Source organism: Streptomyces sp. NPDC058683 (assembly GCF_042716195.1).
Taxonomy (GTDB): domain Bacteria; phylum Actinomycetota; class Actinomycetes; order Streptomycetales; family Streptomycetaceae; genus Streptomyces.
The window spans coordinates 1-19,320 of record NZ_JBHXSK010000057.1 but is presented as its reverse complement, the minus strand read 5'-3'; the positions used below and the strand labels follow the sequence as shown (position 1 = coordinate 19,320).

The 19,320-nt window shown below is 72.1% G+C and carries 16 protein-coding genes and 1 pseudogene; 10 read left to right on the top strand and 7 right to left on the bottom strand.

Translation table 11 applies throughout. The annotated features are described in order from the left end of the window. Nucleotides 1-80: 80 nt before the first annotated feature. The 3 genes and pseudogenes from ACFWXC_RS43190 to ACFWXC_RS43180 all read left to right on the top strand — a co-directional run. A pseudogene (locus ACFWXC_RS43190) lies at nt 81-1,811 on the top strand (amidohydrolase family protein); the annotation flags it as partial. Then, on the top strand, nt 1,808-3,271 hold the full coding sequence (locus ACFWXC_RS43185) for an aldehyde dehydrogenase family protein (protein WP_384487999.1): 1,464 nt from the start codon (nt 1,808-1,810) through the stop codon (nt 3,269-3,271). The pseudogene ACFWXC_RS43190 and the gene ACFWXC_RS43185, both read left to right, overlap by 4 nt. A 119-nt stretch (nt 3,272-3,390) precedes the next feature. Further along, nucleotides 3,391-4,317 (top strand): NAD(P)H-binding protein, encoded by a 927-nt coding sequence (locus ACFWXC_RS43180; protein ID WP_384487997.1) that lies wholly within the window; start codon nt 3,391-3,393, stop codon nt 4,315-4,317. A 49-nt stretch (nt 4,318-4,366) separates the two neighbouring features. Here ACFWXC_RS43180 and ACFWXC_RS43175 read toward each other — a convergent pair whose 3' ends face one another. Beyond that, nucleotides 4,367-4,762: a nitroreductase family deazaflavin-dependent oxidoreductase gene (locus ACFWXC_RS43175; protein WP_384487995.1), complete on the bottom strand. Its 396-nt coding sequence runs from the start codon at nt 4,760-4,762 to the stop codon at nt 4,367-4,369. 147 nt (nt 4,763-4,909) lie between these two features. Between ACFWXC_RS43175 and ACFWXC_RS43170 the strand changes: the two genes are divergently transcribed. Together ACFWXC_RS43170 and ACFWXC_RS43165 are read left to right on the top strand one after the other, a co-directional pair. Beyond that, nucleotides 4,910-5,410, top strand: a complete 501-nt coding sequence (locus tag ACFWXC_RS43170; RefSeq protein ID WP_384487993.1) for a hypothetical protein — start codon at nt 4,910-4,912, stop codon at nt 5,408-5,410. Between the two features lie 274 nt (nt 5,411-5,684). Further along, nucleotides 5,685-6,239, top strand: a complete 555-nt coding sequence (locus ACFWXC_RS43165) for a DUF3455 domain-containing protein (protein WP_384487991.1) — start codon at nt 5,685-5,687, stop codon at nt 6,237-6,239. Nucleotides 6,240-6,344: 105 nt separating this feature from the next. Here ACFWXC_RS43165 and ACFWXC_RS43160 read toward each other — a convergent pair whose 3' ends face one another. Then, nucleotides 6,345-6,824, bottom strand: coding sequence for a hypothetical protein (locus tag ACFWXC_RS43160; protein WP_384487989.1), 480 nt, complete (start codon nt 6,822-6,824; stop codon nt 6,345-6,347). A 288-nt stretch (nt 6,825-7,112) separates the two neighbouring features. Beyond that, nucleotides 7,113-8,021, bottom strand: coding sequence for an NAD(P)-dependent oxidoreductase (locus tag ACFWXC_RS43155; RefSeq protein ID WP_384487987.1), 909 nt, complete (start codon nt 8,019-8,021; stop codon nt 7,113-7,115). 177 nt (nt 8,022-8,198) lie between these two features. Here ACFWXC_RS43155 and ACFWXC_RS43150 point away from each other — a divergent pair, with 177 nt between their 5' ends. After that, complete coding sequence (locus tag ACFWXC_RS43150) at nt 8,199-8,594, top strand: carboxymuconolactone decarboxylase family protein (protein ID WP_384487985.1); 396 nt, start codon at nt 8,199-8,201, stop codon at nt 8,592-8,594. A 44-nt stretch (nt 8,595-8,638) separates the two neighbouring features. Here ACFWXC_RS43150 and ACFWXC_RS43145 read toward each other — a convergent pair whose 3' ends face one another. The 3 genes from ACFWXC_RS43145 to ACFWXC_RS43135 form a co-directional block, all read right to left on the bottom strand. Beyond that, the gene (locus ACFWXC_RS43145) at nt 8,639-9,298 is read right to left on the bottom strand and encodes a response regulator (RefSeq protein WP_384487983.1); all 660 of its coding nucleotides are present in this window, start codon (nt 9,296-9,298) and stop codon (nt 8,639-8,641) included. Nucleotides 9,299-9,327: 29 nt separating this feature from the next. Continuing rightward, nucleotides 9,328-10,509 (bottom strand): sensor histidine kinase, encoded by a 1,182-nt coding sequence (locus ACFWXC_RS43140; RefSeq protein ID WP_384487981.1) that lies wholly within the window; start codon nt 10,507-10,509, stop codon nt 9,328-9,330. Nucleotides 10,510-10,619: 110 nt separating this feature from the next. Further along, a complete protein-coding gene (locus ACFWXC_RS43135) occupies nt 10,620-12,827 on the bottom strand; it encodes an MMPL family transporter (RefSeq protein WP_384487979.1) in 2,208 nt (735 codons plus the stop codon). A gap of 613 nt (nt 12,828-13,440) precedes the next feature. On the opposite strand from ACFWXC_RS43135, the gene ACFWXC_RS43130 reads away from it, so the two are divergent. From ACFWXC_RS43130 to ACFWXC_RS43120, 3 genes are all read left to right on the top strand, one after another. Then, nucleotides 13,441-14,787: a sialidase family protein gene (locus ACFWXC_RS43130; protein WP_384487977.1), complete on the top strand. Its 1,347-nt coding sequence runs from the start codon at nt 13,441-13,443 to the stop codon at nt 14,785-14,787. A gap of 242 nt (nt 14,788-15,029) precedes the next feature. Continuing rightward, a complete protein-coding gene (locus ACFWXC_RS43125) occupies nt 15,030-15,653 on the top strand; it encodes an RNA polymerase sigma factor (RefSeq protein ID WP_384487975.1) in 624 nt (207 codons plus the stop codon). Then, entirely contained in the window at nt 15,650-16,612 is a 963-nt protein-coding gene (locus ACFWXC_RS43120) for a CU044_5270 family protein (RefSeq protein ID WP_384487973.1), read from the top strand. Before ACFWXC_RS43125 ends, ACFWXC_RS43120 begins: the two co-directional genes overlap by 4 nt. Before the next feature lie 55 nt (nt 16,613-16,667). Here ACFWXC_RS43120 and ACFWXC_RS43115 read toward each other — a convergent pair whose 3' ends face one another. Further along, nucleotides 16,668-18,197, bottom strand: coding sequence for a CehA/McbA family metallohydrolase (locus ACFWXC_RS43115; protein ID WP_384487971.1), 1,530 nt, complete (start codon nt 18,195-18,197; stop codon nt 16,668-16,670). A 154-nt stretch (nt 18,198-18,351) separates the two neighbouring features. On the opposite strand from ACFWXC_RS43115, the gene ACFWXC_RS43110 reads away from it, so the two are divergent. Then, on the top strand, nt 18,352-19,197 hold the full coding sequence (locus ACFWXC_RS43110; protein WP_384487969.1) for an LLM class F420-dependent oxidoreductase: 846 nt from the start codon (nt 18,352-18,354) through the stop codon (nt 19,195-19,197). Nucleotides 19,198-19,320: the final 123 nt, after the last annotated feature.

Here is a 19,320-nt window from a genome sequence, read left to right as displayed (position 1 = left end):
CGGCGGCTGCGGGTGCGTGGGGGCTGGTCGCGCAGTTCCCCGCGCCCCTTTAGGTAGGACAACGCCCCGCGGTTTCAAAGGGAGCCCCCATGCTTGATCACCTCATCAAGGGCGCGACCGTCGTGGACGGGACCGGTGCGCCCGCTTTCGTCGCCGACGTCGGTATACGCGACGGTCGTATCGCGGCCGTAGGGAAGATCGACGGCGAATCCCGCACCACCGAGGACGCCACCGGGCTGGTCCTCGCCCCCGGGTTCGTCGACCCCCACACCCACTACGACGCGCAGCTCTTCTGGGACCCGTACGCGACGCCCTCCCTCAACCACGGGGTGACGACGGTCGCCGCCGGGAACTGCGGGTTCACCCTCGCCCCGCTGAAACCGGGGGACGCCGACTACACGCGCCGCATGATGTCCAAGGTCGAGGGGATGGCGCTGGTCGCGCTGGAGGAGGGGGCGCCCTGGAGCTGGCGTGGCTTCGGGGAGTATCTGGACGCGCTCGAAGGGCGGATCGCCGTCAACGCCGGGTTCATGGTCGGGCACTGTGCCCTGCGCCGGTACGTGATGGGGCCGGACGCGGTCGGCGGGCAGCCCAGCGAGGAGCAGCTCGCCGAGATCGTAGGGCTGTTGCACGAGGCCATGGACGCGGGTGCCTGGGGCTTCTCCACCACCCAGTCCAGCACGCACTCGGACGGGGACGGACAGCCGGTCGCCTCCCGGCACGCCCGCCCGGCGGAACTGCTGGCCCTCTCGCGGGCCGTCGGCGAGCACGAGGGAACGCAGATCGAGGCGATCGTCGCCGGCTGCCTCGACCAGTTCAGCGACGCCGAGATCGAGCTGTTCGCCGAGATGAGCGCGGCGGCCGGCCGGCCCCTGAACTGGAACGTGCTGACCGTGGACGCCGCCGTGCCGGAGCGGGTGCCCCGCCAGCTCCAGGCCAGCGAGCGGGCCCGGAAGGCGGGCGGCCGGGTCGTGGCGCTGACCATGCCGATCCTCACGCCGATGAACATGTCCCTGGGCACCTTCTGCGCGCTGAACCTGATCCCCGGCTGGGGCCCGATCCTCGGGCTGCCGGTCCCGGAGCGGATCGAGAAGCTCCGGGACCCGGACGTACGCGCCCAGATGCTGGAGCGCGCCCACTCCAAGGAGGCCGGTGTCTTCCGGCGGCTGGCGAACTTCGGCCGGTACGTCATCGGCGACACCTACAGCGAGGCCAACGCCGGGCTGTCGGGCCGGGTGGTCAAGGACATCGCGGCGGAGCGCGGGCAGGAGCCCTTCCACTGCCTGGTCGAGATCTGCGCGGCCGACGGACTCCGTACGGTCCTGTGGCCCATGCCCACCGACAACGACCCCGCCTCCTGGGCGCTGCGCGCCGAGACCTGGCAGCACGAGGACGTGCTGCTCGGCGGATCCGACGCGGGGGCGCATCTGGACCGGATGTGCGGGGCGCCGTACACGACCCGGTTCCTCGGCGACTGTCTGCGCGGCCGCAAGCTGGTCGGCCTGGAACAGGCGGTGAAGATGCTGACCGACGATCCCGCCCGGCTCTTCGGGCTGCGGGAGCGGGGCCGGATCGCGGAGGGCTGGCATGCGGACCTGGTCCTCTTCGACCCCGAACGGATCGCCGCCGGCCAGGCCACCCTGGTGCACGACCTGCCGGGAGACAGTCCCCGCCTGGACGCGAAGGCGATCGGGGTGCGGGCGGTCTGGGTGAACGGGGTCGAGGCCATCCGCGACGACGTGGTCAGCGGTGCCGTACCCGGGAAGGTGCTGCGGTCCGGGCGGGACACCAGGACGGTGAGCACCCGGTGAGCGCTGCGGCGGGTGACGGGCAGCGGCTGTTCGTCGGGGGGCGCTGGGTGGACCCCGACGGCGGGCACTACGAGGTCGTCGACCCGGCGACCGAGGGAACCGTCGGCTGGGCTCCCGAGGCCTCAGAGGAGCAGGTCCTGGCCGCCTGTGCGGCCGCCCGGGAGGCCCTCGACGGCTGGTCGCGGACCCCGGCGGCGGAACGGGCGGCGGTGCTCGGCCGGGCCGCCGGCATCATCCGGGGCCGGCTGACGGAGTACGCCGACCTGGCCCGGGCGGAGACCGGCGCGACCACCGGGACGGCCCGGGCGATGCAGGTGGGGGTGGCCGCGGCCCGGTTCCGCCGCTACGCGACCGTCGAGCCCGCCGAGTGGGCGATCCCGCCGCAGATCAACGAGGCCGGGCCGATGGGGAGGGCCGGCGTGATGGGCGCGCTGGCCGTGCGCCAGCCGGTGGGCGTGGTCAGCTGCATCACGTCGTACAACAACCCCTGGGCCAACCCGGCGGGCAAGGTCGCACCGGCGCTGGCCATGGGCAACACGGTGGTGGTGAAGCCGGCCCCGCAGGATCCGCTCTCCGTCTACCGCATGGCGGAGGCACTGGAGGCGGCGGGCGCCCCGCCGGGCGTGGTGAACGTCGTCTCCGGGCGGTCGACCGGCGTCGGCGAGACCGCCGTGGCCTCGCCCGACGTCGACATGGTGAGCTTCACCGGGTCCACGGCCGTCGGGCAGCGCATCGCCGAGGTGTGCGGGCGGGACATGAAACGGCAGCTGATGGAGCTGGGCGGGAAGGGCGCGGCGGTCGTCTTCGCGGACGCGGACGTCGGCTCGGCGGTGGCGGGGATCGGCACCACCTTCTCCTTCTACAGCGGCCAGATCTGCACGGCGCCCACGCGGGTACTGGTGCAGCGGCCGTTGTACGACCGGCTGGTGGAGCAACTGGCCGCCTACGCGGGCCGGTTGAAGGTGGGCGACCCGGCGGCACCGGACACGGTGGTCGGACCGCTGATCACGGCCGAACACCGGGCGCGGGTCGAGTCGTACGTCGAACTCGCCGGGAAGGAGGGCGCGACGGTGGTGACGGGCGGCGAACGACCCGCCCTGGAAAGGGGGTTCTACCTCAGGCCCGCGGTGCTCGCCGACTGCCGTAACGACATGCGAGCCGCCCGCGAGGAGATCTTCGGCCCGGTCGTCTCCGTCATCCCCTTCGACGAGGAGGAAGAGGGCATCGCCCTCGCCAACGACTCCGACTACGGCCTCATCGACTACGTCTGGTCGGGAGACGTGGCCCGTGCCTTCCGGGTGGCGCGCCGGCTGCGGGCGGGGGGCGTCGGGATCAACACCGTCGGGCGGAACATGGAGGCCCCCTTCGGCGGCTTCAAGAAGAGCGGGGTGGGCCGGGACGTCGGCTCCTACGCCCTGCACGCCTACAGCGAGGTGCAGGCGATCGTCTGGCCGGGGTGAGGGGACCGCGTCGGCACCGGCCGCTACTCCTGCCGTGTGGTCCGCGCGGCGGGGTGTGCCGGGAGGCGGTCGGCGTGCCGTAGAAAGGCGGGGCGGGTTGCCGACTGCGGGAGGACGTCTTGCCGAGTACTGATCCGATCCTGGTCACCGGCGCCGCCGGCGGCGTCGGGGGTGTGGGCGGGAGGGTCGTCACGGAGCTGCGCCGGCACGGGTTGCCGGTCCGGGCCCTCGTCCACCACGACGACGACCGTGCCACCGCGCTGCGGGCCGTCGACGGCGTCGAGGTGGTCGTCGGTGACCTCACGCATGGGGCGGACGTGGTGGCGGCTCTGGAGGGGTGCCGCAGGGCCTACTTCGGGATGAGCCCGTCGCCCGACTACCTGGAGGCCACGGCGACCGTGGCGGCGGCGGCCCTTGCGGGCGGGCACCTCGAACTGCTGGTGCACATGTCACAGATGACCGTCTCCCAGATGAGCCTCACCAGCACCGCGGAGTCGCACCAGCAGCGACTGCACTGGCTCTGCGAACACGTCCTCAACTGGTCCGGGCTGCCGGTCGTCCACGTCCGGCCGACGGTGTTCATGGAGAACCCGCTCTTCGGCATGCTCGCCGTGGCCTCCGTCCGGCGTGACGGCACCATCCGCCTCCCGTTCGGCACCGCACGCACCTCGCCGGTGGCCGCCCGCGACGTGGCCGCGGTGGTCGCCCGGCTGCTGCTCGACCCTTCGCCGCAGGCCGGCAGGGTCTACGAGCTGACCGGCGCCGCCTCCCGCGACCTGACCGCGATCGCCGCCGAGCTCTCCGAGACGCTGGGCCGCACCGTGACCTACGTCGACGTGCCGTACGACGAATGGATCGAGCACGACCTCAAGCCGCTGGGCCTGACGCCGCATCTCTTCGACCACATCGCCACGATGGCCCGGCTGCACAAGGAGAACCGCTACGACCGGGCGACCGACGACGTGACGGAACTCCTGGGCCGCCCGCCGTCGGGCTTCGACAGCCTGCTCGACGCCACGCCGGGACCGCGGGCGGGGCAGGGGTAGCCGCCGGGACGGCAGCGGAGCGGGTCCGGCGGCCGGCACCCGGGCCCGCTCAGGCGTCCAGGTCCACGCGCACCGTCAGCAGGTTCGTCCCGAGCAGCCGTACGGCCGCGCTGTTGCCCCGGGGCAGGGTGCGCAGCCGGGCCACCGGGTCGTCGTCGGGCAGGAGATGGGCCGTCCCCGCGTGCCACTTCCCCCCGATGCGGACCCGCACCCTCGGGTCGGCCTTGATGTTGCGGACGTACTGCGAGTGCTCGCCGAACTCCGACACCAGCCAGAAGGCCCCGCCGACCCGCCGGCCGCCCAGCGGCGTACGGCGGGGCAGCCCCGAGCTGCGCCCGGTGGTCTCCAGGAGGGTCTGGAAGGGGAGGAGCCGGGTCAGCGGGTTGGCGACGTGCCGCTGGAAGGCGGTGGTGGCGCGGAAACGGGTGTCGGTGGGGCGGGGCATGGTCCGTGCGACTCCTCATGGTTGCGGCCGTTGCCTCCATGGTCCCCGACCCGCACGCGAGATGCCTCCCTACCGGGCGGGAAACCGCGTGGCCGCAACTGCCGTCTCACATGCCGACACCCGTCCCCTTCTCTGTCGGAGGCACCCATGGCCTTGGTCGGCCTGTTCTGGATCACCGAGGACGCCGTGTACCTGGGGGCCGAGCCCGTCGGTACGGCGTCCGGGGTACGGCTGACGGAGGACGGCGTCGAAGTCCTCGGGACGGGCCACGGCACGTACCGGAGCTGGAGCGAGGTGCGGCGGATCGACGTCCGTGACGTGCCCGTGCGGTCCGCCGGCCGGCGCCTGGTGTCCATGGCCCTCGACTCGCTGCTCGTGGCGGTGACCGGCGACGGCGAGCTTCCGCCCGCCTACACCGTGCGCGTGGAGACCGCCGAGGACACCGTCGAGGTGAGCGTCCTCTCAGCCGTCGCCGGCGGCATCTACCAGCCCGTCGAGTACGACCTCTCCCGCACCCTCCTGACCCGGCTCGCCGACGGCACCACGACCGTCGCCGACCTGCTGGCATGGCGCCGGGACCACACGCCCGACGCCACCCCGCCCCGCGAGGAACGCGAGGCACTGCTGCGCAAGTGGGCCGACGGCTAGCCCTCGGCGTCCGGGGTCTTCCCTGTGTCGCGGGGGCAACTGGGCCGCACCTCGGTCTGGTCGGGGTGAGGTGTCAACGAGGCCTGTTCGCTTGCCCTTTGGGGTCCGGAAGGCGTGCCGCACGGGCAGGGATCGGGCGATCGGCTCCGGAAGCGGTGGCGGATCCGTAGCATCCGGACATGACAAGGGGGACGGCCGGTTTCCGGTTTGTCGATGTCCGGCCGCTCCCTTCTTCTGCTCTTCTGCCACGCACGAAATCCTTGGAGACCACTCCATGAAGCACGTCAAGAGAATCGCCCTGACCACCACGGCCGTCGCCGTCGCGGCCGCCGCCACCCTGCTCGGCACGACGGCCGTCCAGGCCTCGTCCGCGAAGCCCGCCGCCCTCCCGGCGGTGCACGCCCCCGCCGCGCTGGCGGTGCCCGACGGCAACAAGCTGACCGGCGTCTACTCCGCGCACGGCGTACAGACCTACACCTGCACCGACGGCGCCTGGAAGCTCCTGGAGCCCGCCGCCACCCTCTCCGACAAGCGGGACCGCGCCCACCGCCCGGTCGCCCTGCACTCCCGCGGCCCCGTCTGGGTCTCCACGGTCGACGGCAGCGCGGTCAACGCCTCGGCGCTCGTGACCTCCCCCAAGGAGGGCACCATCCCCGAGCTGCTCCTGAAGGCCACGGCCACCCGCGGCGCCGGGACGTTCGAGGGCGTGACCTACGTCCAGCGCCTGAACACGGAGGGCGGCGTCGCCCCGGCCGCCGCCTGCACCGGCACCGACCAGGTGTCGGTGCCGTACTCCGCGACGTACGCGTTCTACAAGGCGACCGTGTGACCTAGTCGCTGGTCGTCGTCGGACGGCAGGCGGGCGGTGGCTTCACGGCACCGCCCGCCTGACGCGTCTCCGGCCTTGCCGTCACGGGGCGAACGGCTGTGGTCGTCAGCGGGCGGTGACCAGTTTCTGTGTGCTGGTGACCGTGCCGTCGGCGTGCTGGGTGAGTCGGACGACCAGGACATGCCGGCGGTCGGCCGGTGCGGTCACGTAGAACGGCCGGCCCTTGTTCAGGCCGGGTGCCTTGAACTCCACGCGGGATCCGAAGGCTCCGGCGGCCATTTCGCAGCCCTTGGCCGATGTGCCGTCGAACGGATCACGGTCGTGACCGGAGGGCTCGACGTCGTAGTCGACCTTCCTGTCGTCGGGCCGGGCTACGGTCCCGAGGTTCGTCGTGACCCATGCGTGGACTTTCACGTCCGAGCAGACGGAGACCAGACTGACGGTTTTCAGATCCGGGTCGCCGAGTTCCTTGCCCTCGGCGTCTTTCACGGTCAGCAGGAGGGTGCCCCCCAAGGCGGCGACCCCCACGACGATGATGGCGGCACCGAGCAGAATCATCGAGCGCGTGCGGACAATCGGGAACATGACCCCTCCGGGGGAGACTGCGGGCGGTGAACCGCCTGGCGCGCGTGGTTGACCGCCGCCGTGCTGCGACGACTCTGGTCCGGCTGTCTGCCGGCGTGCCCAACTTCCTTACGTGCACCGGGACTTGTGCACGTCACGTGAGTTGAGACGCCACGGACGGGGTACGCGGTTCATTGCCGCGTTCGTCCACCGGGCTTGAACCGCTGTCCTACGTGGTGAGGCGGACGAGCTGCTTGTGGCAGCAGAGGGCGCCCGCGCCAGGCAGACCCCGGAGATCTCGCCGCAGCATCAGGAGTCGTGACCCCGGCCCGCGGTCTCGCGGTGTGTGCTCCCCATGGCGGCGCCTTCGTACTGTCCTTCGAGTACGGCGGACATCCAGGGCCGCACGGTGTCCACGACCGGGGTGGCGAGGCCGATCTCCCGCCCCAACTCCTGGGCCGCGGCCAGGTCCTTCTGCGCGAGCGCGTCGATGTAGGCCGCCCGGCTTCGGATGACGCCCTGCGCGTCGAGATGGTCCCGGAGCAGGAACAGCGGGGAGGTGCCACCCGTGACGGCCTTGTCCAGCACCTCGATCAGCCGCTCGGGATCGACACCGGCCCGGACGGCCATGCCCGTCGCCTCGCGTACCACCGCCCAGCTCGCGTACGTCACGACATTGCGGGCGATCTTGGTGACCATGCCGGAGCCGACCGGGCCGCAGTGCACGACGGCCTTGGAGAAGGCGTCCAGCACGGGCCGTACGCGTTCGACGACGTCACCGGGCCCGCCGACCATGGAGACGAGCAGCCCGTCGCCCGCCTGCGTCACCCCGGCGTCCAGCAGCGTCGCCCCCTGCCCGGCGCACAGCGCGGCGAACTCCCGTACGGCCGAGAGCGCCACCGTGGACAGCAACAGCACGACGAGACCTTGCTTGCCGGCGCCGAGGAGTCCGCCCTCGCCCGCCAGGACCTCCCGGACCTGCCCGGCGTCGACGACCGAGATCAGCACGACGTCACTGGCACGCGCCACGTCGGCGGGGGAGCCGAGGGGCGCGGGCACACCGTCGAGCCCGTCGGCGGCGTCGGGACGGAGGTCGTAGACCGTCAGGGGCAGGCCCGCGGCGGATATGTTCCGTGCCACACCACCGCCGATCATCCCCAGGCCGATCACGCCCGCGGTGACGGTGTCCCTCTGTGCTGCGTCCGACTGGGCCGGCAACGTCGTCCTCCTTCGCCCGTGGTGGAGGGCGACGGTAGTCGGTCCGGGCCGGTGGCCGGATCGGCTGTCCCTGTCAGCGGGACACGTACTGGGATGCCGCGGCGTCGGTCGGTTAGCTTCCGGGGCGTCCGTCCTCCGGAGCGGACCAGGGGGCCGGCGAACCGGAGAGGAGATCGGATGGCGACGGATGGGGACGGCCGCTGGAGCCGCGGCAGGGAAGTCATGGACGACGTGTACGGGGAGGGCTTCTCCGCCACGTACTACCCGGTCGAGCGCACGCAGCCGTACCACCGGGAGACGGTGGAGCATCTCTTCGGCGACGTCTGGTCCCGGCCGGGTCTCCCGGTCCGGGACCGGAGGCTGCTGGTGATCGGCGCGACCGCCGCGCTGGGGCGGGCGGACCTCGTCCGCATCCAGGCCCTCGGTGCACTGCGCAACGGCGAACTGACCCGCGACGAACTGCGGGAAGGGGTTCTGCAGCTCGCCTACTACACGGGCTGGGGCAATGCGACCGCCGTGGACCGGGGTGTCGAGGACGCCATCGCGGACCACGAGAAGGAAGAAGCCGGGTAGCCGGGGTGCTCCGGCCCGCGGACCTCGGTGAGGACCGGCGTCGGTCAGGGCCGGACCAGTCCGCTCTGGTAGGCGATGACGACGAGTTGGGCGCGGTCGCGGGCGTTGAGTTTGGTCATGGCGCGGTGGATGTGGGTGCGTACGGTCAGGGGGCTGAGGAAGAGCTCGCTCGCGATCTCGGCGTTGGACTTGCCCTGCGCTGCCTCGATCATGACCTCACGCTCCCGGCCGGTCAGGGCCGCGAGTTCGGGCGGCGGGACCGCGACGGGGACCGGAGTGGTGAGGAATCGGGTGATCAGGGTCTGGGTGGCTTTCGGTGACAGGAGTGCTTCCCCGCCGGCCACGGTGCGGATTCCGTCGACGAGGGCCTGGGCGGAGACGTCCTTGCCGAGGAAGCCGCTGGCACCCGCGCGCAGGGCCTGGGCCACGTACTCGTCGGTCTCGAACGTGGTCAGGATGAGGATGCGGGTGGTGGCCAGGGCGGGGTCGGCGCAGATCTCGGTGGTGGCGGCGAGTCCGTCGGTGCCCGGCATGCGGATGTCCATCAGGACGATGTCGGGACGGTGGCGACGGGTGAGCGCGACCGCTTCGGCGCCGTCGGCCGCCTCGCCGACCACCTCCATGTCGGGGACCTCGCCGATGAGGATGCGGAAGGTCATGCGCAGGAGCTGCTGGTCGTCGGCGAGGAGGATGCGGATGGTCATCGGGCCTGTCTTCGCGGAGGGGGGCCGGGTCAGGGCAGGATGGGCAGGTCGGCGGTGACGGTGAAGCCCCCGTCCGATCGACGTCCGGCGGTGAAGGTGCCTCCGGCGGAGTGCGCGCGCTCACGCATGCCGATGAGTCCGAAGCCGTCGCCGTCGGGGGTGCGGGAGGGTGCGGCGGGGAGCCGTCCGGGCGGGTTGGCGACCGTGATCGTCAGCCGTTCGTGCCCGTAGCCGAGCCGGACGTGCGCGGTGCCGCCGGGGGCGTGCTTGGTGATGTTGGTGAGGGCCTCCTGCACGATGCGGTACGCGCTGAGGTCCACACCGGGTGAGAGCTGCTGCGCCGTGCCCTCGGCGACGACCTGGACATCGAGGCCGGTCGATGTGAACGACTCGATCAGGTCCGGGAGTTGGGCCAGGCCGGGGGCGGGTTCGAGGAAGTCGGGGTCGTCGGGCCGACGCAGCAGGCCGACGGTGGCCTTGAGTTCGCGCAGCGCCGAGGAGGTGGTGGCGGCGAGCTGGTTCACCATGGGGGCGACCTTGTGGGGGCTGGTCCGGGCGAGGAAGGTGAGGGTGCCGGCCTGGGCGTTGGCCAGGGCGAGGTGGTGGGCGACGACGTCGTGGAGCTCACGGGCGATGCGGACACGTTCGTCCGCCACCCGGTGCCTGGCCTCTTCCTCGCGGGTCCGCTCGGCGTAGGCGGCACGGGTCTCGACCGCTTCGAGGTAGGCGTTGCGCATGCGGGCGGTGGATCCCAGGGCCACCGGCAGCAGCAGGCACAGGACGGGATTGACGGTGGCCAGCGGCCAGGGGTGGCCGTAGCGGTCGCCGAAGACGGTGGACAGCGCGATCATCGCCGTCACCGGGAGGCAGAAGCGGTAGACCGTCCTGGGCGCGACACGGGCGGCGATCCCGTACAAGGCGACCAGGACGGGGGCCAGGAGCATCGGGGTGAGGAGATAGCCCATCCCGCCGGCGGCGCCGGCGCACACGGCGGTGACGAGTACGACCGTGTACGGGTGACGGCGCCGCCACAGCACGGCGACGGAGGCCACCGCCGCGAGCGGCAGAGCGGACCACCAGCCGAGACCGTCGGCGTAGGACTTGCTGCTGTAGTACGCCACCGGTCCGGACAGGACGAACAGCACCACGACGAGCACCGTGTCGAGGAGACGATGGTGTCGGCGGGAGAAGTGCTGCCAGCGGGTGGTCATCGACGCTTGCTCCGACAAGGTAGGCGTGCGGCCATCCTGCCAAATGACCGGGATCGGTGAGGCCGGGCGACCGCCGTGCCGGAGGCCGCCCCGGCCTCGTAGAGCCTGGATCAACGGTGTGCCGCTTCCGCGACCGGCGCGGGTTCCGCCTCGGCGGCGGGCGTACGGCTCAGGGACTCGCCCTCGATGTCGACGCGGGGCAGCCACCGGGCGAGCCGGGCCGGAAGCCACCAGGCCCGCTCGCCCAGCAGGGCCATGACCGCGGGGACCAGTGCCATCCGCACCACGAGGGCGTCGAAGAGGACGGCGACGGCCAGGCTGAATCCGATCATCTTGATCAGGGCGAGGCCGGCGCCGACGAAGCCGGAGAACACGGCGATCATGATGAGTGCGGCGGCGACCACGACCCGCGCGCTGTGCCGGAAGCCGGTGACGACGGCCTCGGCGGGACGCTCGCCATGGGTGTACGCCTCGCGCATCCGGGAGACGAGGAACACCTCGTAGTCCATGGCCAGACCGAAGACGATGCCCACCATCATGATCGGCATGGTGCTCATCACCGGGCCGGTCTGCTGCAGGCCGATCAGGTCGGCGAGCCGGCCCCACTGGAAGACCGCCACCACCGCGCCGAGCGCGGACAGCACGGACAGCAGGAACCCGAAGGCGGCCTTGAGCGGGACCAGCACGGACCGGAAGACGACCAGCAGCAGGAGGAAGGCCAGCCCGACCACGACCGCCAGGTAGGGCACCAGGGCGCTCTGCATCTTGTCCGCGACGTCGATGTTGATCGCCGTGGTGCCCGAGACGAGGAAGGTCGCGCCGGTCTCGGCCGTCACCTCCGGCCGTTCGGCGCGGATGGCACGGACCAGGTCCTTGGTCTTCTCGTCGGTGGGCGCGGTGGAGGCGGTGGCCGTGAAGATCGCGGTGTCGCCCGCCGGGTTGAAGACGGGCGGAGTGACGGAGACGACGCCCTCGGTCGCGGAGATCGTCTCGGCCACGCTCTTCGCGGCGCTCTTGGGGTTCTTCGCGCCCTTGGCGTCCACCACGACGGTGAAGGGGCCGTTGAAGCCGGGGCCGAAGCCGTCGGCGAGTTCGTCGTAGGCCCGTCGTTCGGTGGTCGCGGTGGACTTGGACTCGTCGCCGGGCATGCCGAGTTGCAGGTCGAGGACCGGCAGCGCCACGATTCCGAGGCCGATGACCGAGGCGAGCAGCACCGGCACCGGCCGGCGCTGCACGAACCGTGCCCACCGGGTGCCCGCGTTGTCCCCGGTACGGGCGCCGCTGTCGCGGCCCGTGCGGATACGGCGCGGCAGGACCGCGTTCGGCAGGATGCCCAGCAGGGCGGGTACGAGGGTGAGGGCGACCAGGACGGCGACGACGACGGCTCCGGCGGCGGACAGGCCCATCTTGGTCAGCGTCGGCACGCCGACCACGGACAGTCCGGCCAGGGCGATGACGACGGTCAGGCCGGCGAAGACCACCGCCGAGCCGGCGGTGCCCACGGCGCGGCCGGCGGCCTCCTGCGGACTGTGCCCGTGGCCGCGTTCCTCGCGGTAGCGGGAGACGACGAACAGGGCGTAGTCGATGCCGACGGCCAGGCCCAGCATGGAGGCGAGGCTGCTGCTCGTGGTCGACAGCCCGAGCGTCGAGCCGAGCGCCATGATCGACACGGTGCTGATGCCCACCCCGAGTACGGCGGTCAGCAGCGGCAGCCCGGCCGCGGCGAGGGAACCGAAGGTCACCAACAGGACGACGGCCGCGATGACGATGCCGATCAGCTCACCGGACCCGCCGGCGGCGGCGTCGGCGAGCACCGGCCCGCCCACGTCCACGGTCAGCCCGGCGTGCCGGGCTTCGTCGACAGCCTTCCGGAGGTTGTTCCTGGTGGCGTCGGTGAGGTCCTTGGACGCGGCCTTGTAGGTGACCGTCGCATACGCCGTGGAGGCGGCCTTGTTCACCGTGCCGGCGCGGAAGGGGTCCACGGCGGCCTGGACCTGACTGCTCTCGGCTGCCTCGCCGACCAGCTTCTCGATCACCGCCCGGTTGGCGGAGGAGGTCAGCTTCTCCCCGCCCGGTGCGACGAAGACGATGCGCGCCGTCGCCTGGTTCGGACTCTGCGAGGCGCCAGGGAACCGCTTCTGCAGCAGGTCGTAGGCGCGCTGCGACTCGATTCCCGGCATGGAGCCGGTGTCGTCGGGGGGCGAGGCCGCCTGGGTCGAGGCGAAACCGAGGGCACCGAGCAGCACCACCCAGAGCAGGGCGACGTACCAGCGCCGCCGGAAGGCCGTACGGCCCATGCGAGAGAGAAAGACAGCCACGGAGCGGATCTCCACATCAGGATCGGGAACTCGTCCATGCTGCGAAGCCGGAGCCCCGGCCGTCGTCGTGCCGACGCCGACAGCTCCTACTGAGATCGCCGACCCGGCCTACTGAATCGGCAGTACCGCCGGACAGGCGGTAGCCACCGGGGGCGAGTGGGCTGCGCACCAGACCCGCCACCGCGCTGTCCTCAGGAAGGCCGGACGGGCCCACGAGCCGCTACCCGCGCCGGAGGCGCAGGAGAACGCCGCCGCTCGACGGCTCACGCCGGCCACGAGCCGCCACAGGGCAAAGACACTCGACGGCTCACGCCGGCCACCATCCGCCACAGGGCAGAAACACCAGACCGACCCGTGTGCACGTCCGCGGGCCGGGCCGACGGGCTGTTCTCGTACATGCGCAGTAGCGCCCGTCGTACGCAGGCAGTACACGCGCGCCTGCACCCGTCCGACGCCGTGCCCTCGGACGGGCTGCCACTCTCTGAGGGCTTCACCGCCCGACCGGCGCAGCGACCATGTGCGCCCTGGACCAGGTACCGGCCCGCCCCTCACCGAGGCCGCCGCCGGTGACCGGTCCACCACCCCCCCGGAACATCCGAGAGGACGGCCTAGCATGCCGCTCACCGCCTTAACGAGGGCGAGAACCGCCGCCGCACTGTCCGCGCTCATCCTGCTGGCCGGCGCCCCCGCCGCCCTCGCCGAGACGGACTCCGCCCCCGCACGTCACCCGGCGAACGAAAAGATCCTGGAGACCGACGTCACCAACCTCCCCGACACCCGGGAGGGACAACCGGTCCTCGCGGTCAACCCCAAGAACCCGGACAACCTGGTCTTCACCTCGACCGTCTTCCCCGACAGCCCCGGCCTTGAGCCCGTCGGCGCCTGCTTCGTGGCCTTCTCCTTCGACCGGGGCACCACTTGGCACCAGTCGTCCTGGCCGATGGGCGACCGCCCCCAGTGCGGCGAACCGGAAGTCACGACCGACGCCGACGGGGTCTTCTACATCTCCGACAACCAGATCGGCCCCGACCGCTACACGACGTACACCAACCACAACGTCGTCTCCAAGTCCGTCGACGGCGGCCGGACGTGGACGGGCCCGGTGCAGACCCCGCTGGTCCTGGGCGGTGCACCCAAGCTCCGTGTGGACCAGGCGACCGGCAAGGTGTACGCGGTCGCCTCCCACACGGCCTTCGAGTACCCCAGCGCCATCTCGGTCAGCAGCGACAAGGGCGAGACCTGGTCGGATCCGTCGACGATCCCCGGTCCTCAGCCCTGTGTCGAGATCACCCCCGACCTGCCTCCGTCCTGCGGCTACCCCGGCCGTGAGATCGCCGTCCACGCCGGGATCCTGGCCTCCGCGAGCCAGGGCGACGACGGCAAGGTCGCCTTCTACACCACCCGCGACGACGGCGAGAGCTGGCGGACCCTCCCGGTCACCGACAACCACGGCACCCCCGTCCCCAACGGCACCGGCTCCCTCGTACCGGTGCCGGCCCTGGGCGCCGCCGCCGACCCCGTCCCCTGGGTGTCCGCCGACCCCACCCACAAGGGCCGGTTCGCCGTCATGGTCCCCCGCGACTCGAACCTGGAGGTGTACGTCACCGGCAACGCCGGCAAGTCCTGGACCGGCCCCGCCACCATCGCCGCACCCGACGCACAGCGACCCTGGTTCGACTTCGGCCCCGACGGACAGCTCGGCGTCATGTGGCGCACCACCGAACTCAACGTCTACTCGGTGGTCTCCTTCGACCACGGCCGCACCTTCAGCGACCGCCTCCAGGTCAACGGGACCACCGAACCCGCCGGCGTCAACGGCCCTCCCGGAGACCGCTGGTCGACCATCACCCTCGACAAGAAGTACGCCTACGTCGGCTGGGCCGACGGCCGCAACGGCGAACTCGATGCCATCCTCGGCCGCGTCCCCCTGAGCGCCTATCACGGCGGACGGCGACCCTGACACTCTGACACCTCGGCCCCTTCCAGCCGCCCGGGACGGGTCGGGCGGGGCCCGGAAGCCCCGCCCGATTCGTGCACGCACCTGGCCCACGACAGACCGAGCCCCCGGCGCTGACGCCCACAAGGTCGTCGACGCCGCCCGTCGTGACCTCAACCCCGGTTGAGGCGTCGTACGAACGCTCCGGTTCGTTCCCGACAAGTAGGGGGTGTGGCCGCGATCGCGTGGCCGCGGAAGGGGACCCGATGGAACCGGACAACCTGGATGGCGCGGACGACTCGGACGACGACGGTCTGCTCGCCCGCTCGGCCCGTGATCCGGCGGCCTTCGAGCCGCTGGTCGAGCGTCACGCCGGCGTACTGCACGGCTATCTGACCCGCCGCGCGCCCGCCGCCGCCGACGATCTGCTGGCGGAGGTCTGGTTGCAGGCCTACGCGAGCCGCCGCACCTTCGACGCCGCCCGTGGCACGGCCCGTACCTGGCTGTTCGGGGTGGCCAGGAACGTGCTCGCCGCGCACTGGCGGCAGGGCGGGCGGGAAGAGGCGGCGCCGGGAACGCCCGGCGACCGTGCCGACACCGACCCGTGGCAGGCGGTCGACGAACGGCTGGACGCGGCCGCGGTCGCCCCGTTCCTGCGGCGCACCCTCGCCGGACTGCCGCATGTGGAGCGCGAGTTGCTGCTCCTCGTCGCCTGGGAGCGGCTCACCCCGACCGAGGCCGCGGCCGTGGTCGGCGTGCCCCCGGGCACCGCGAGATCCCGTCTGCACCGCGCCCGCGCACGGCTGCGCGAGGCACTCGCATCGACCAGCGCCAGCGCCAGCACCAGCACCAGCACCAGCACGTTCGACCGGACGGGAGACCTCGCATGACCACGACCGAGCCTGATGTCCTCGACTTTCCCGGCGCCGAAGCGCTGACGGCCGCCGGTCTGGTGGATCCGCCGAGCGCGTCGGCCGTCGCCGTGGCGCGGGCCGCTGTACGGGAGGCGGTGGCTCGTGACACGGCGGACGCCGTTGCGCTGGTTGCCCCCGACCCGGCGGACGCCGTCCCGCTGCGGCCGCGCGGGTGGGTCCGGCGGCGGTTCGTCGGGGCGGCCCTGGCCGTCGCGGCGGTCACCGCCACCCTCCTCGTCTACCCGACGGTCTCGGTCGACGGCGGCCCTCCGGCCGCGAGCGCCGACGCGGCGGCCTTCCTGAACCGCGTCGCGGACACGGCGGCGGACGGCGACAAGTCCGCCGCGGACGCCCCGTACTGGAAGGTGCGCATGCGGACCACCGGCATGGTCAATGGCAGGGGGAGCCGGGTCCAGACGACCTGGTACAGCCGGACGGCCACCTACTCCCGGAGCAGCCCGGGAGCGGAGACGAAGATCTGCCACGACGGCTTCTGCAAGTTCCCCGGCGGGATGGTCTGGACGATCGGGAAGACCAAGCTGACCTGGGACGATCTCGGTAAACTGCCCACCGATCCGGCGGTCCTGAAGACCCGCCTGCTCGGGGACGCGGGAAGCGGCTCCGGTTCGACCGGTTCCCTCTACAACAGGATCGTGAACCTGATCGCCGGCTCACCGGCGAGCCCCGCGTTGCGCGCGGCGCTGTTCGAGATCCTGGCCGGGATGGACGACGTACACCTCGTCGGCCCGGCGAAGGACAGTGCGGGACGGCAGGGTACGGCCGTGGAGTGGCAGGGCCCGAAGATGCGCAGCCGCCTGATCGTCGACCCCCGCACCAGCACCGTCCTGGAATTCCGGCAGGCGGGCTTCCCGAAGCCGGACTCGAGGTTCGCCACGACCTACCTGTACGTGGGCCCGGCCCAGAAGCTCGGCTGACCACCACCCGAAGCCGGATCCAGGTACCGCCTGGCGGGACGGTACCTGGCCGGAGTCATCTCTCCGCCGACCCCAGGAAGATCGGGTTGGTGAGCGCCGCGAGGGCGCCGGGGACGGGGCCCGCTGCTGTTTCGTGGCGGAGTTCCGCCCGCACGTACGCCGCGTACTGCGGGGTCGTCTGCCACTCGACCACGCCCGAGCCGGCCACCGGCAGCGGGTCGCTGGTCAGCAGGACGCCCTCGTCGGTGACGAAGCGGACCGTGCAGCGCGGCACCCCGGAGGCCTCCAGGCGGACGGTCACCGGGGTGTCGGCGGCCACCTTCAGCCGTTCGCCGATCCCGGCCTGCTCGCCGCGCCCGCCCGTCGCCGTGAAGCTCACCTTCACGTTCTTCGACTCGGCGACGTAGGAGCGGCCCGCGCGCAGCCCCTCCTGGATCGCCTCGCGGGTCAGGTCGTCGGCGAGGACGACGGTCTGGGGCACGCCGACGGGGTCCGGGTCGCGGTGCGCGTCGCTGTTGCCCATCGCCGGCAGCCATTCCTTGTTGTCGAGCACCGAGGCGACCAGCGTGGCGTCCCAGGCGGCCAGGGCCACCTCGTCGTCGGGGGTGTAGGGGCCGTTCCACACCTCGACCGCGTCCGCCTCGCCGAACCCGAACTTCCAGGCGCAGCCCACGCAGGTGGCGTGCGGATGCGCCGGTACGACCAGACCGCCGGCCTTGTGGATCTGGCGGGCGAAGCGGCCGAAGCGGTTGTCGCGGGCCCGGTAGCGCCAGTCGACGAAGGTGCCCGGGTCGGTGCCGAGGGCGACGACGTGGCCGTTGCGGGTGGTGATCTCCTCGCCGAGCATGATCAGCAGGTCGTCGCCGGCCTGGTCCGCCCAGTGCGCGTGCGAGGAGTGCGTGTTGTGGTCCGAGGAGTTGATGAAGTCCAGGCCGGCGGCGCGGGCGAGGGCCGCGATCTCGGCGGGGGTGCGGCGGCCGTCGGAGTACCAGGAGTGCAGGTGGCAGTCGCCCCGGTACCAGTCCCGGCCCCGGCCCTTCGCGCGGGACGGCGGGTACACCGGGCGGACGGGGGTGCCGGGCTCGCCGTACGTCAGCGTGATCGTCAGCTCGTAGTTCAGGCCCTGCGGGGCGACCGTGTAGGGGCCGAGGGCGACGTACCAGGTGCCGGCGTGCACCGGGCCGGGAAGGTAGCCGGGGGTCGCGTCGTCGGCGCGAATGAAGAACTCCGTGCGCGCCCCGCCCGACCAGCCCCGGAAGCCCTTGCCGCCCAGCTCGGTGCCGTGCTGGTCGAAGATGCCGATGTCGAGCGCGTTGCCCGTGGTGCCGGCCGGGACGCCCGGCCGGTCGTAGGTGTAGGAGACCTTGATCTCCCGGACGCCGGCGGGGACCTCGACCGGTACGTACACGAAGTCCGGGCAGCCGGGCGGCAGCGTGCCGCGTACCGCCTTCGTCTCCTGAGTCCCGGGAGTTCCCTGCCCCTGGCCGTCCGCCGCTGCGAAGCTCACGCTTCCCAACGTAAGGGCTGCCGCCGCGCCCGTCACGAACAGGGCGCGTCTGCCGATGCCGTGCGTGTCCTGACACATGCCGGTGACTCTCCTCTCCTGACGTGAACTCCCATGGAAGGACAGGGAATCCACAGGCATCCGTATGCCATGTGCATAGCCGTGTGAAAGGTGGGGCGAACGATGCCGACCAGTCGGTATGGACATATCGCGCCACCCCCGGTACAGATGGCCCATGCGTATAGCCGTCACGATCTTCCTCACCGACGAGACCATCACCCCCGTCCGGCTCGCCCGTGAACTGGAGGCACGTGGTTTCGCCGGGCTGTACCTGCCCGAGCACACGCACATCCCGGTCGAGCGGACCACCCCGTACCCGGTCGGCGGCGACCTGCCCCGCGAGTACGGCCGTACCCTCGACCCCTTCGTCGCCCTCGGCCAGGCCGCCGCCGTCACCGAACGCCTCGGCCTCGGCACCGGTATCACCCTGGTCGCCCAGCACGACCCGATCGACCTCGCCAAGCAGACCGCCACCCTCGACCACCTGTCCGGCGGCCGCTTCACGCTCGGCGTCGGCTTCGGCTGGAACGTCGAGGAGGCCGCGGACCACGGCGTGGCCTGGCGGACGCGGAGGGAGCTGGGCCGGGACCGGATGGCGTTGATGCGGGCGCTGTGGACGGAGGAACCGACCGCCTACGAGGGGGAGTTCGGGAGCGTACGGGCGTCGTCCGCGTATCCCAAGCCCGTCCAGAAGCCGCGCGGGCCGGTCGTCGGTCCGCGCACGCTGGTCGGCGGGGCGGCGGGGCCGAAGCTGTTCGCGCACATCGCGGAGTACGCCGACGGGTGGCTGCCGATCGGGGGGCGCGGGCTCACCGAGTCGCTGCCGGTCCTGCGGGGCGTGTGGGCGGACGCCGGGCGCGACCCGGCGGCGCTTCAGGTGGTGCCGTACGCCGTCTTCCCGAGCGCCGGGAAGCTCGCGCACTATGCCGAGCTGGGCATCGAGGAGGTCGTGGTGCAGTTGCCTCCGGCGGGGGAGGCGGAGGTGCTGGGGGTGCTGGACGGGTACGCGGAGTACCTCTGAGCGAGTTGTAGCGACTCGTCTGCGGGGCTGGGGTGGTGGGCGGCTGCGGGTGCGTGGTGGCTGGTCGCGCAGTTCCCCGCGCCCCTAAAAGAAGGGGCGCTGCAGCAAGCGCCCCTTTAGGGG

Excerpts from the sequence above, each read along its gene's own strand:
- ACFWXC_RS43175 (WP_384487995.1), bottom strand. The coding sequence starts at position 4,762 with ATGCCCCGCCCCACCGACACCCGTTTCCGCGCCACCACCGCCTTCCAG.
- ACFWXC_RS43170 (WP_384487993.1), top strand. The coding sequence starts at position 4,910 with ATGGCCTTGGTCGGCCTGTTCTGGATCACCGAGGACGCCGTGTACCTG.
- ACFWXC_RS43165 (WP_384487991.1), top strand. The coding sequence starts at position 5,685 with ATGAAGCACGTCAAGAGAATCGCCCTGACCACCACGGCCGTCGCCGTC.
- ACFWXC_RS43160 (WP_384487989.1), bottom strand. The coding sequence starts at position 6,824 with ATGTTCCCGATTGTCCGCACGCGCTCGATGATTCTGCTCGGTGCCGCC.
- ACFWXC_RS43150 (WP_384487985.1), top strand. The coding sequence starts at position 8,199 with ATGGCGACGGATGGGGACGGCCGCTGGAGCCGCGGCAGGGAAGTCATG.
- ACFWXC_RS43145 (WP_384487983.1), bottom strand. The coding sequence starts at position 9,298 with ATGACCATCCGCATCCTCCTCGCCGACGACCAGCAGCTCCTGCGCATG.
- ACFWXC_RS43140 (WP_384487981.1), bottom strand. The coding sequence starts at position 10,509 with ATGACCACCCGCTGGCAGCACTTCTCCCGCCGACACCATCGTCTCCTC.
- ACFWXC_RS43130 (WP_384487977.1), top strand. The coding sequence starts at position 13,441 with ATGCCGCTCACCGCCTTAACGAGGGCGAGAACCGCCGCCGCACTGTCC.
- ACFWXC_RS43125 (WP_384487975.1), top strand. The coding sequence starts at position 15,030 with ATGGAACCGGACAACCTGGATGGCGCGGACGACTCGGACGACGACGGT.
- ACFWXC_RS43120 (WP_384487973.1), top strand. The coding sequence starts at position 15,650 with ATGACCACGACCGAGCCTGATGTCCTCGACTTTCCCGGCGCCGAAGCG.
- ACFWXC_RS43115 (WP_384487971.1), bottom strand. The coding sequence starts at position 18,197 with ATGTGTCAGGACACGCACGGCATCGGCAGACGCGCCCTGTTCGTGACG.
- ACFWXC_RS43110 (WP_384487969.1), top strand. The coding sequence starts at position 18,352 with ATGCGTATAGCCGTCACGATCTTCCTCACCGACGAGACCATCACCCCC.